Consider the following 13,053-nt stretch of genomic DNA (forward strand, 5'->3'; position numbering starts at 1 on the left):
TACCCATTTCAGTCGTAAATACGTAATCCGTATCCGATAGACTTGATAAATAGGGAGAGTTTTTTTATTGTGTCTGCTTTAGATCATTAAATTACGTATTACGCTTATGTCATCCGTACAAGAAAAAGAAACCTCCAATAGCCTATATCGCCAATGGCAAATTTTATCTCGTCTTTCGACAGGGAAATGGATGGGCACACGTGAATTACAAGAAATATTAGAACGTGAAGGCATTGATATCAGCTTGCGTACCATTCAGCGTGATTTAAACCAAATTGCTCAACGATTCCCTATTGAAAGCAATAAAACCGTACCACAAGGCTGGCGTTGGCGCTCCGATGCACCAATTCAGAGCTTGCCACATATGACCAGCTCACAAGCCGTCACTTTTATGATGGTCGAAGAACATTTGCGCCACTTGCTTCCCCCCAGTTTATTAGAAGAAATGACACCTTGGTTCGATCTGGCCAAACGTAGCCTATCAACGCAAAACAATGTTAGACAATGGATCAACCGTGTCCGTATTGTACCGGCGACACAACCTTTAATCCCACCTGTGGTCGATAAACATGCGCAACAGGCAATTTATGAAGGCTTATTGCAAGACAAACAGATCGAATGTATTTATCGTGCACGAACTCATCAAGGTGAAGATAAAACTTATATTTTGAATCCATTGGCTTTAGTTCAAAAAGGTGCAGTGATTTATTTGATTTGTACCCGAAACGATAAAACTGAAGTGCAAACTTTTGCATTACATCGTTTTAAGGCTGCAACTGTATTGGAAAGCCGCGCCTTGCACCCTGTCAATTTTGAGCTTGATAGCTATATCGAATCGGGTGCACTCGGTTTCCGCGTTGACTACAATAAACCAACCGAACAGATCCAATTAAAGCTGACCATGAGCGAAAGTACGGCCAAAAGCTTCTACGAAAGCCAACTGAGCAGAGATCAAATCATTCAATCCCTAGAAGAAAATATTGTTGAGGTTTCCGCAACAGTCCCGTTCACCTCGCAACTGGTGTGGTGGCTCAGAAGCTTCGGTAAAAAAATCCTCAATATTGAACCTGCAGCGGTCTACAATGCAGTGAAAGAGATTGAACAATAATCCTAATAAAAAGAGAACCTTTCGGTTCTCTTCGATTTTTATAAATTTTATTATCAAACACTCAGTATTATTATTGTTTAAATGTTCAAACCAACCTCTCTCCCCGCCTTGATCAAAATTGGTTTGTACCTTTTTAAGCGCTTAGATTTAAATCAACATCGGCACGCCAATTCATAGCCATTGTAGCGAATTCTCTTTTTGGTCATTATTAAAACCCTCTTTGTTTGAACGTAAAGCTAATATAACGAGGATTTTTCAGGCTGTGAAATAATAAAGATGGGAATTCAAAGCTGTTTTTTTGCTATTGCTGGTTTGGGATCAAGAACTCAATTAAATTACTTAGTTTCTTTATGGGGCAATAAAACCTCAAAACGATGTAGATGGGTAAAACGCCCTATCTGTACTTGATATTGATCAATTTGCGGCACTAATCTTTGGAAATGTTCAGATTGCACATGTAAATCCAGTGCTTCACGATTTATCCATTCTTCAATAAAAACAAAATGTCCTCTTTGCTTATGATCATGATAAAGATCATAAGCAATGCATCCTGCTTCGGTTCTAGTTTTCTCAATCAGTTCCTGATAAAGCGGTAAAACCCTATCAATATGTTCTGGTTGAATAAAGTCTTCAGCAATCAGTTTCAGAGTCACACCCTAACCTCTCACTTGAAATTTTCCCCATAAAAAAAGCCCTCAAAATGATGAGAGCTTTTTTATCATCGACTCAGCTTATGCTGAAAACGGATGACGTAATACGATTGTTTCTGCACGGTCAGGGCCTGTAGAAACGATATCAATTGGGCAACCAATTAAAGTTTCGATACGGCGCACATATGCCAATGCATTTGCAGGAAGTTGCTCGATTTGAGTCAAGCCAACAGTCGACTCGCTCCAGCCCGGCATGGTTTCATAGATAGGTTTCAAGCTTTCGAATGAAATCGCATCAGAAGAACCTGCACAACCTGAATCCACATCTTCATAACCGACACAGATTTTTACTTCTTCCAAACCATCTAGTACATCAAGTTTAGTTAAGCAAATACCAGACAATGAGTTCACTTCAACTGAACGACGTAGGATCTCAGCATCGAACCAACCACAACGACGTTGACGGCCAGTAGATGCACCAAATTCATGACCAACCGTACCTAAGTGACGGCCAATCGCATCGCCAGTATCTGTTGCCGCATCATAGTGTAACTCAGTTGGGAATGGACCTGCACCGACACGTGTTGTATAGGCTTTAGTGATACCCAATACATAGTCTAAATGCAATGGCCCCATACCTGAACCAGAGCTTACACCACCCGCAGTGGTATTTGAACTGGTTACAAATGGATAAGTACCATGATCGATGTCAAGCAATGAACCTTGTGCACCCTCAAACATGATTGCCTTACCTTCTTTACGGTAATCATGTAATACTTTAGTCACATCAATGACTAATGGTGCAAGCACTTCACGCCATTCATTACAAAGTGCAAGAACATCTTCAAACTTAACTTCGTCAACACCATAGAATTGAGAAAGTTGGAAGTTATGAAGCTCAAGCATTTCCTTGAGTTTTTCTTCAAGCAATGCACCGCCACGAATCAAATCTGCGACGCGTACCGCACGACGTGCAACTTTGTCTTCATATGCAGGGCCGATACCACGACCTGTCGTACCAATTTTGGCATTGCCACGTTTTTTCTCACGTGCTTGGTCAAGCGCGATGTGGTTTGGCAAGATTAATGGACAGTTTGGAGAAACACGCAAACGCTCCTTAACAGGTACGCCTTCTTGTTCCAAAATCGCCATTTCTTTAATTAATGCTTCAGGAGAAAGAACGACACCATTGCCAATTAAGCACAATACGTTTTCACGTAAAATACCTGATGGAATGAGGTGTAATACAGTCTTCTTACCACCTACGACAAGAGTATGTCCTGCGTTGTGTCCGCCTTGATAGCGAACTACCGCAGCCGCTTGATCTGTGAGCAGGTCGACGATTTTACCTTTTCCTTCGTCGCCCCATTGGGTACCAAGTACCACAACATTTTTGCCCATAATAGCCTCATTACATCATGCTGTTAAAATTGGAAACCAAGTCTTGAGTGACTTGGCAATTAAATTTTTTCAATCACCCATTGCCCGTTTTGAGACACCAACTGATGGGTCGCATAAGGCACTGAGCTTAAATCATCATTACCTAACAATTGCACCACACGTAAACCTTGGCTACGCGCATCTACAATTGCATTTAATAAATCTTGGTCTTGGCCTTTTGGGGCAACTACAGTTTCAATTTCAACAAACTGAGTTGCACCTAAAGCATATAAATCACAACTAAAACCGGTTGCTGGACGGGCACGACCAAAGTGCTCACCAATACCATCATAACGCCCACCTTGTGCCAGTGGTGCTGCACGATTTGGTGCATAGATGGCATACATCAAACCTGTATGGTAGTGATAACTACGCAACTCCACTACGTCAATGCCAACATTGAGGTCAGACCAACGCGACTGGATTTGCGCCAATGTCGATTTCAATGCATCCAATGCAGTTTTAAAATCAACATCGCTTAAAATATCTTGGCTTAAATGCGCCTGTAATGCATCAAGGTCACTTGCATAACGACCTAATGCATAAAAATCCGTACCCATTGCTAAATCTTGGGTAAACGCCTCAAGCTCTGGCAATGCTTTACGCTGATATAAATCAGAAAGTTCACTTTCTGTATTTTTATTTAAACCAGCACGTTTCACCAAACTACGGAATAAACCGACATGACCGAGGTCTAAGTGAGCCCCTTCTAAAGTATGGGTATGCTCAATTAATGCGAGCATGACATTGATCATTTCAACATCGGCCTCAATGCTGTCATGACCATACAACTCTGCACCTAACTGTAATGGTGCACGTGTTGCATTAAAATTCTGTGGTTTGGTATGCAAGACTGAACCTGCATAGCAATAACGCGCTACGCCTTCAACTGGGCGTACATGAGCATCGATACGTGCCACTTGCGGTGTCATATCCGCACGAACACCAAGTAGACGACCTGAAAGCTGATCAATGACTTTGAATGTAACTAAATCCAAATCTTGATTAGATTCTGAAAGTAACGAGAGCGATTCGATATACTCAATAAATGGTGTATACACCAATTGATAACCTCGAACTGCGAGGAAATCTAACGCTTCTCGACGCAAGGTTTCAACCACTTGCGCTTGTTCTGGCAATACATCTGCTACCCCGTCAGGGAGCAACCATGTCTCTGAAATGGCCATGTTCCAAACCTAAAATCTGTTCAATGTGGAAGCATCCACACAAAAAGCAACCACATAAAAAAATCGGGAGTACGCCCGATTTCTCTAAGTCTAACACGTTAGTGAATACCATGCACAAAAAATTTAGACTAATCTGGATTTAGCTGTATAAATTTTAAAATCATATTTTCAACATCTTTTCTGCATAAATAATTCAAGCATTAAACTGAGCTGTCCCTCAAGCATGGCTTTTCCAAAATGTATTTGGGTGTGTTGCTCAGCCAGCGTTAATAACTTTGTTTTTTCAACTGTTACAACACATTCTGCCACCATTTTTGCTTTTTTAATTATATCTTCTGTCGTTGGCAATGGATCTGCTTCATTCATGCCAAGCGGAGTTGCATTAATAAGCAAATCAAAATGCTCAACCACTTTTTCATTAATTTTGATCTTAATATTTTTAAATTTCGCCTGTAGATGATGTTTTAATTTTTCAGCCCGTTCATGAGAGCGATTCAAAATATTGAGTTCCAAACATTCTTCAGCCAATAAGGCATATGCAATTGCTGAAGCAGCTCCACCAGCACCCATCAAAACGCAGCGCTTATTTTTCAATACATATCCGTTGCTTTTCAGACCTGCAACAAAACCAACTCCATCAAAGTTATATCCATGCAAACTTGCATCTGGCTGACGGTAGATTAGATTGCATGCTTCGATAAACTTTACTTCACTTTCATATGAATCAATTAAAGAAATAATCTGCTGTTTATATGGCATGGTCACAACTGCTCCAACAAAGTTATGAATTTTTTTGATGCCTTCTATTGCATCCTTTAAATGTTCTGGAGAGATGTGAAAACCAATTGCAATATATTCTCCCAGCAATCCTCTATTTGCTAATAATTGATTCATCAACTCTGGCGTTTTAGCTTTTTCAATCGGATCACCAATTAAAACGATTAACTTTGTTTTCCCATTTATATTGATCAATTTAATCCCCTTATTTTTATTAGTATTATATTAAAAATAGAACCTACTTAAGTTCCACCTTGGGTTTCGCTCCACATAATCTTACAAATGAGCTTATTTTTACTACTAAATACTAAGTCTCAAGATTCAAATTTTAAACTTAGCTATCATCTTTAAGATTTTTAGGTGTCTGTATCAACACCTCCAAAACATTCACCAGCTCAACATTTTGTTTTTCTAAAGCAGTAATATTGACTACAGTGCGATCTAGTACCTCTTGTTGTACATGCATCTTCTTAGCGAGATCCTGCATGATTTCCAGACTCTTTTTCAGGTGTAATTCCAGATGCAGTACTTTTTCTTCAAGTTGTTGCACCTGAACATCTTGGTTTCGTACGTCTACGCTTTTAAACTGAAACCAGAATAAAAAAGCCACCGCCAACAATAAAACAGCAATAAATCCCCAAACCAACATCAATGTCATGCAATACCCCACATTATTATTTATATCTTATTTAAAATATTAATTACAAAAGATTCACACAAATCCAGCAAGCGATTTGCATATCCCCATTCATTATCATACCACGCAAAAACTTTTGCTTGATGCCCCACCACCATGGTCTGGGTTAAATCAACAATTAGAGAATACGGTGAATGATTAAAGTCACTCGAAACCAGATCTTCATCTGTCACTTGCATAATCTGCGCATAATCAAATTGTGCAGCTTTGCTCAAAACTTCATTCACTTTATGCACGGTAATCGGCGAATGTGAAACAAAAGTAAGATCAATCGCTGCCACATTAATGGTCGGTACACGAATGGAATAACCATTGATCCGATCTTCCATTTTCGGCATGACCTGCTTCAGTGCACCCAAGGCACTTGATGTGGTTGGAATAATATTTTGCCCAGACGCACGTGCACGACGTAAATCCCGATGCGCATGATCCAATACCGATTGATCTGCCGTAACTGCATGGATTTCTGTCATTAATGCCGTATCAATACCAAAGGCATCATCAATAATTTTGACCAATGGTACCAATGCCTGTGTAGTACATGAAACACTAGAAATAATTTGATCTGAGGCTTTAACCTCGTTGTGATTGACACCATAGACAATCGCCGCATCGACCGAATCAAAAGGTGCAGCACCAATAATCACTCGCTTCGCACCCGCTTCAACATGACGAGTGGCATCAACCCGTGAGCGGAATAAACCTGTACATTCAAGTACTACATCAATATCTAAGTCTGCCCACGGTAATAATTCAGGCTGGGCCTGTTTAAAAACCTGTAGCTTTAACTGGCGTTGGTTGGACTGAATATTCAGAAAAATATGCTGGTTTTCAATCTGAATTTCAACTTTTCCGGCAAAACGCCCATGCGTGGTGTCATATTTGAATAAATGCACCAAGGTCTGTACATCAGCAATATCATTAATGGCAACGATATCAAACTGAAATTGCTTAGGACTCTCAAACCACGCACGTAATACATTCCGACCAATTCGACCAAATCCATTGATAGCGATACGTTGCATGTAGCGTCCTTCTTCATCAAAACATCATCTTTTCTATGCTATATGGTAAAACATCAAGCGCATTGTTGAATATAGATTTTTAGCTTAAACACAGTTTTATATGATATTGCTTGTAAAATCGTTGGTGAGGCGGGTATTTTCCGTTATAATTTAGCACTTTTAAAATCTATGCCACGCACTGGGTTCGATTGTAGAACATTAGACACAACGTACCTTGTTGCAAATAGCCAAATTCAAAATTATGGAGTGTCTTGGTTGTGAGTACTCGCTTTATGACATCAGCTGAAATCCGTGAAGCATTTTTGCGTTATTTCGAATCGCAAGGGCATACACGTGTCGCTTCGAGTTCTCTGGTTCCCGCCAACGACCCAACTTTGCTGTTTACCAATGCTGGTATGAACCAGTTTAAAGATTGCTTCTTAGGTTTAGAAAAGCGCGATTATGTACGTGCTGTTTCATCACAAAAGTGTGTCCGCGCCGGCGGGAAACACAATGACCTCGACAATGTCGGTTATACCGCACGTCACCATACCTTTTTTGAAATGTTAGGTAACTTCTCTTTCGGTGATTATTTCAAACAAAATGCGCTGAAATTTGCTTGGGAATTTTTGACCAGCGAACAGTGGTTGGGCTTACCGAAAGATCGCTTATATGTCACGGTTTATCACACCGATGATGAAGCATTTGATATCTGGAACAAAGAAATCGGAATCGATGCTGAACGTATTATCCGTATTGGTGACAATAAAGGTGGTCAATACGCATCAGACAACTTCTGGGCTATGGGTGACACCGGTCCATGTGGTCCATGTTCTGAAATTTTCTTTGATCATGGAGACCATATCTGGGGTGGCTTACCAGGCACGCCTGAAGAAGATGGCGACCGTTTCATCGAAATCTGGAACAACGTTTTCATGCAGTTCAACCGTACTGCAGATGGTGTCATGCACCCTCTTCCAGCACCTTCTGTTGATACAGGTATGGGCTTGGAGCGTATTTCGGCTGTACTGCAACATGTCAATTCAAATTATGAAATTGACCTGTTCCAACACTTATTAAAAGCTGCGGCTGACATCATTGGTCTAGATACCACTGCAATTGAAGCAGAAGCGAAAGCTCAAAATAAACCAGTTGAATACCCAGCTTCATTAAAAGTCATTGCTGACCATGCTCGCTCATGTTCATTCTTGATTGCTGATGGTGTTAACCCTTCAAACGAAGGTCGTGGTTATGTATTGCGTCGTATCATTCGTCGTGCGGTCCGTCATGGTAACAAGCTAGGCGCAACCGGTTCATTCTTCTATAAGATGTTGCAACCGCTGATTGAAGTGATGGGTGATGCCTATCCAGAACTTGCTGCACAGCAAGCGCGTATCGAAGCACAACTGTTGAAAGAAGAAGAACAATTCGCAAAAACACTTGAGCAAGGCTTAAAACTTTTAGAAGGCGAATTAGCTCAACTGAAAGGGACTGTCATTCCAGGTGAAACTGTATTTAAACTCTACGATACTTATGGCTTCCCGACAGACTTAACAGCTGATATCGCACGTGAACGTGATCTGACGATTGATGAAGCCGGTTTCGAAGTAGAGATGGCAGCACAACGTCAACGTGCGCGTGATGCAGGTAAATTCGCAGTTGACTATAACAGCATTGTCAAAGTTGAAGGCGAAACTCAATTTGATGGCTATGATGCGACTCAGGGTCAAGGCCAAATTGTTGCAATCTATAAAGATGGCGTTCAAGTTGATGAAATCAATGAAGGCGACGAAGCGCTTATCGTATTGAACCAAACCCCTTTCTATGCAGAAAGTGGCGGTCAAATCGGTGACACAGGTCTATTCAAAAATGATACTGGTATCTTTGAAGTTCAAGATACTAAAAAATCTGGTGGCGCTTTTGTACACCAAGGTATCGTGACTATGGGTAACCTCAAAGCGACTCAGAACGTAGACGCGACGGTTAAAGCGGATATTCGTGCAGCAACAGCACGCAACCACTCTGCAACTCACCTCTTACACGCTGCTTTACGCCAGATTCTAGGTGCGCATGTGCAGCAGAAAGGTTCTTTGGTTGCGAGCGATATTTTACGTTTTGACTTTGCCAATGACCAACCTGTTTCATTTGAACAATTGCAACAAATTGAGCGCTTAGTCAATGCCGAAGTTATTGCCAATACTGCGGTAAGTACTGAGTTGCTTGATATCGAAACAGCCAAAGCCAAAGGTGCGATGATGCTGTTCGGTGAAAAGTATGGTGAAGAAGTTCGCGTACTGTCTATGGGTTCAGTAATTGACGAGAAAAACTTCTCAATCGAACTGTGTGGTGGTATTCACGTGAAGCGTACAGGTGACATCGGCCTGTTCAAAATCACTTCTGAAGGTGGTGTTGCTGCGGGCGTTCGTCGTATTGAAGCCGTGACGGGTACTAAAGCACTTGAAGTCGTTCAAAAAGCTGAAACAGATATCCAAACGATCAATGGCTTATTAAAAGCACAGAAAGATCAAACAGTAGAAAAAGTTGAAGCAATTGTTGAAACTGCTTCTAGCTTACAAAAGCAAATCGAACAACTGAATCAAAAGTTAGCCAGCTTCCAAGCAGCAGAACTCCTGGATCAAGTGAAAGACATTGCCGGTCGTCAAACGTTGATTACCACGGTACAAGGTTTAGATGCCAAATCATTACGCAATTTGCACGATAGCGTGAAATCAAAATTGGAAGATGCAGTCATTATTTTAGCTGGCGTTGAAGGTGATAAAGTGAGTTTAATCGCCTCTGTCGCTAAACAATATACTGCAACTCTAAAAGCAGGTGACATCATCAAACACTTGGCTCAAGAGCTAGGTGGTAAAGGTGGTGGCAAACCTGACTTAGCACAAGGTGGCGCGCCACTAAACGAGAAGTTTGATCAAGTGATTGCAGCATTACCTGCTTGGCTTGAACAATAATCAAGACTTCACTTTTGTGTAACTGACCCTGATGCCTCTCAGGGTCATGGCTTATATGGAACAACTATGGCATTAATCGTACAGAAATATGGCGGTACTTCTATGGGTACTCCTGAGCGCATTTTAAATGTTGCTCGTCGTGTCAAGCGTTGGCATGATCATGGTCACAAAGTGGTCGTGGTTGTTTCAGCAATGAGTGGTGAAACCAACCGCCTACTTGCGCTTGCCAAGGCCATTACCAGCACCCCTGACCCACGTGAATTAGATCAAATGGTGTCAACGGGTGAACAAGTAACGATTTCCATGTTAGCAATGGCACTGAATTCAATTGGCGTAGAAGCGAAGTCATATACAGGTCGTCAAGTTGGGATTAAAACCGACAGCGCGTTTACTAAAGCACGTATTGAATCAATTGATACTGATGTTATGACGGCTGATTTAGATGCAGGTCGTGTCATCGTCGTTGCTGGTTTCCAAGGTTATGATGCCAATGGCAATATCACCACTTTAGGTCGTGGTGGTTCTGATACTTCTGGTGTTGCACTGGCAGCAGCCTTGAAAGCAGATGAATGCCAAATCTATACCGATGTAGATGGTGTTTACACTACTGACCCACGAGTTGCACCAAAAGCAAAAAAAGTTGACCGTATCTCTTTTGAAGAAATGCTGGAAATGGCATCTTTAGGCTCAAAAGTGTTACAAATTCGCTCTGTTGAATTCGCAGGCAAATATCAAGTTCCATTACGTGTATTATCGAGTTTTGATAATGAAAACGATGGTGCATTTGACGAAGATTTCAAACAAAATGTAGGCACACTAATTACCACTGAGGCAGAAGACGACATGGAACAACCAATCATTGCAGGCATTGCATTTAACCGTGACGAAGCAAAATTAACAATTTTGGGTGTTCCAGACGAACCGGGTATTGCGTCTAAAATCTTGTCACCAATTAGTGATGCCAACATTGAAGTGGATATGATTATCCAAAATGTTGAAGAAGATGGTACAACTGATTTTACTTTTACTGTAAATCGCAACGACTTAGCGAAAGCAAAAGCGATTTTAGAACAAACAGCAAATAGCATTGAAGGTTGTGAAGTTGTGACCCGTGACGACATTGTAAAAGTGTCAATCGTCGGTGTAGGTATGCGCTCTCATGCTGGTGTCGCGAGTAAAATGTTCACTGCTTTAGCCGAAGAAAGCATTAATATTCTCATGATTTCTACATCAGAAATCAAAGTGTCTGTCATCATCGAAGAAAACTATTTAGAGCTAGCAGTTCGTTGTTTACATACAGCTTTTGGCCTAGATCGTGAACACGGTGAAAGTAGCGCTCGTGCTTAATTATTAGCTGCTTAAACATATTTACTCGCAAGTAAATAAGAAAAAAAACAGAGCCACTATAGTTTTTTTTATAGTGGCTCTGTTATATTAGCTCTGAGGTTTTAAGAAAATTCTCACAGAACTTACGAAAAAGAATGTTTTTTACATATTTCTGTTAGAATTTTCTGTATATTAGGCTGTGCTTTCAAACAATGAATTCCCTGTCGCAAGTTTAAGCGTTTAGCAAGGAGATAAACATGCTGATTCTGACCCGTCGTGTCGGAGAAACATTAATGATTGGGGATCAAGTCAGTGTTACTGTGCTTGGCGTAAAAGGCAATCAAGTGCGTATTGGTGTAAATGCTCCAAAAGAAGTCTCTGTACATCGTGAGGAAATTTACCAACGCATCCAACATGAACGTGCCATGCATGAGCATCTGCAACATCTTGATCAAGATTATCAACATTCTTATGAAGAAGAGAATAACGAGTTCCCTCGTCATAATAACTTCAATCGTTAATGCGCAGAATTCTTCTCGAATAATTAAAGCGACTATCCTTAGTCGCTTTAATTATTTTTATAACCCTAAAGCTTTCTTCACTGGGCCATAGCTGCGTCGATGTTGCTCAATCACACCATGGGCCGCAATCGCTTCAAAGTGTGCTTTAGTTGGATATCCTTTGTGTTTAGCAAAACCATAATCTGGAAATTGCTGATCAAGTTCTTGCATCTGACGATCACGTGTCACTTTAGCCAAAATACTTGCAGCACTGATCTCTGCATGACTGGCATCCCCTCCTACAATCGCTTCACATGGAATCGTTATTCCTTTTGGAATTTGATTACCATCCACGATCACTTTTACGGGTGGAGTATCCAATGCTTCAACTGCACGACGCATTGCCAGAAAAGTGGCTTGTAAAATATTGAGCTCATCAATTTCAGCATGAGTTGCTTCGGCAATTGACCAAGCAAGTGCTTTTTCCTGAATTTCAACAAAAAGCTTTTCCCGTTTTTTTTCGGTCAACTTTTTAGAATCATTCAAACCTTCAATCGGATTATTTGGATCTAAAATAACTGCGGCAGCGACAACAGAACCCACCAAAGGGCCTCGCCCCGCCTCATCCACACCAGCAACTCTCATTTCATCTTTCCATTCACATCTTCAATTCACATATCTCATAGCCATCTCCATCTTATTCAGATTTTTATCCGGCCTTAAATCAAATGACAAAGCCATACATACCCTGACTAGTGCTGTTGAACTACATTCAAAGTGATTAAATGCACTATAAGCTTGGGTAGAGACATGCTGCCCAACCAATTAACTCAGTCTTGGTCAATCTTATCGTTGTAGATATGGTTTTGAAATATGCGCTGGAGCACATTAAATTTGACCAATTTTCAGGTCTTTTATTCGGTGTACTCATAGCATTCTCACACATCCATTCTACGCAATGTGTGATTTTCAAGAAGCAGGCTGATAACTCAGCCTTTTCCGCTTAACTTGCTTTCTTTAACGTCTCTGCAACACAAGCATTTACGGTCTGTGAAACTACTTGAGTCACAATCGTTGCACGTGCAGTCGGATCAATTGCAGCAGTAGCCAATTCAACAGCTGTAACACTATTTGGCGCTTTTTCGCTGACACAACCACATACTTCAGTCTGGATATTGTCACGTTGTTCGGTTGTCATCAAACGTGTCGCTGTCTTCCATGCTGGAAGAGTATTGATTTCATTAATACATTTTGCATTTACAGCAACTTTTAGTGCAGCCATACCAAGCTGCTGAGAAGTTGTTCCTGCAGAGTTACTGCCATTTGGCGTAACGCATCCTGTTAAAGCTAAAACAACAGGGGCAACTATAAGCACCAACTTTTTCATGATTTCTA

Annotated in this window: 12 protein-coding genes; 4 read left to right on the forward strand and 8 right to left on the reverse strand. The window is 41.0% G+C overall.

Annotation, left to right across the window (positions count from 1 at the left end):
* Positions 1–106: 106 nt before the first annotated feature.
* Complete coding sequence (locus NQU59_RS15440) at positions 107–1,108, forward strand: helix-turn-helix transcriptional regulator (RefSeq protein ID WP_005242370.1); 1,002 nt, start codon at positions 107–109, stop codon at positions 1,106–1,108.
* A 335-nt stretch (positions 1,109–1,443) separates the two neighbouring features.
* On the opposite strand, the gene NQU59_RS15445 is transcribed toward NQU59_RS15440, so the two are convergent.
* The 6 genes from NQU59_RS15445 to NQU59_RS15470 form a co-directional block, all read right to left on the reverse strand.
* A complete protein-coding gene (locus tag NQU59_RS15445; RefSeq protein WP_005242372.1) occupies positions 1,444–1,761 on the reverse strand; it encodes a putative quinol monooxygenase in 318 nt (105 codons plus the stop codon).
* A gap of 78 nt (positions 1,762–1,839) precedes the next feature.
* Positions 1,840–3,159 carry an adenylosuccinate synthase gene (locus NQU59_RS15450; protein WP_005242374.1) on the reverse strand — a complete coding sequence of 440 codons (1,320 nt, stop codon included), beginning with the start codon at positions 3,157–3,159 and terminating at the stop codon, positions 1,840–1,842.
* 59 nt (positions 3,160–3,218) lie between these two features.
* On the reverse strand, positions 3,219–4,385 hold the full coding sequence (locus NQU59_RS15455; RefSeq protein ID WP_005242376.1) for an ATP phosphoribosyltransferase regulatory subunit: 1,167 nt from the start codon (positions 4,383–4,385) through the stop codon (positions 3,219–3,221).
* Positions 4,386–4,553: 168 nt separating this feature from the next.
* Positions 4,554–5,357 (reverse strand): shikimate dehydrogenase family protein, encoded by an 804-nt coding sequence (locus NQU59_RS15460; RefSeq protein WP_043970443.1) that lies wholly within the window; start codon positions 5,355–5,357, stop codon positions 4,554–4,556.
* 139 nt (positions 5,358–5,496) lie between these two features.
* Positions 5,497–5,820 carry a hypothetical protein gene (locus NQU59_RS15465; protein WP_005242381.1) on the reverse strand — a complete coding sequence of 108 codons (324 nt, stop codon included), beginning with the start codon at positions 5,818–5,820 and terminating at the stop codon, positions 5,497–5,499.
* A 20-nt stretch (positions 5,821–5,840) separates the two neighbouring features.
* Positions 5,841–6,884 carry a type I glyceraldehyde-3-phosphate dehydrogenase gene (locus NQU59_RS15470; RefSeq protein WP_257064008.1) on the reverse strand — a complete coding sequence of 348 codons (1,044 nt, stop codon included), beginning with the start codon at positions 6,882–6,884 and terminating at the stop codon, positions 5,841–5,843.
* Between the two features lie 257 nt (positions 6,885–7,141).
* Here NQU59_RS15470 and alaS point away from each other — a divergent pair, with 257 nt between their 5' ends.
* The 3 genes from alaS (at position 7,142) to csrA (ending at position 11,679) form a co-directional block, all read left to right on the forward strand.
* On the forward strand, positions 7,142–9,832 hold the full coding sequence (alaS, locus tag NQU59_RS15475) for an alanine--tRNA ligase (RefSeq protein ID WP_171057815.1): 2,691 nt from the start codon (positions 7,142–7,144) through the stop codon (positions 9,830–9,832).
* Between the two features lie 66 nt (positions 9,833–9,898).
* Entirely contained in the window at positions 9,899–11,179 is a 1,281-nt protein-coding gene (locus NQU59_RS15480; RefSeq protein WP_005242387.1) for an aspartate kinase, read from the forward strand.
* A gap of 236 nt (positions 11,180–11,415) precedes the next feature.
* Positions 11,416–11,679 carry a carbon storage regulator CsrA gene (gene csrA, locus NQU59_RS15485; RefSeq protein ID WP_004654447.1) on the forward strand — a complete coding sequence of 88 codons (264 nt, stop codon included), beginning with the start codon at positions 11,416–11,418 and terminating at the stop codon, positions 11,677–11,679.
* A 57-nt stretch (positions 11,680–11,736) separates the two neighbouring features.
* Here csrA and rnhB read toward each other — a convergent pair whose 3' ends face one another.
* Both rnhB and NQU59_RS15495 read right to left on the reverse strand, forming a co-directional pair.
* Positions 11,737–12,303, reverse strand: a complete 567-nt coding sequence (rnhB, locus tag NQU59_RS15490; RefSeq protein ID WP_043970453.1) for a ribonuclease HII — start codon at positions 12,301–12,303, stop codon at positions 11,737–11,739.
* A gap of 358 nt (positions 12,304–12,661) precedes the next feature.
* Positions 12,662–13,045, reverse strand: coding sequence for a hypothetical protein (locus tag NQU59_RS15495; protein ID WP_005242392.1), 384 nt, complete (start codon positions 13,043–13,045; stop codon positions 12,662–12,664).
* Between the last annotated feature and the right edge of the window lie 8 nt (positions 13,046–13,053).

This window comes from Acinetobacter colistiniresistens, assembly GCF_024582815.1.
In the GTDB taxonomy this organism is placed as follows: Bacteria; Pseudomonadota; Gammaproteobacteria; order Pseudomonadales; family Moraxellaceae; genus Acinetobacter.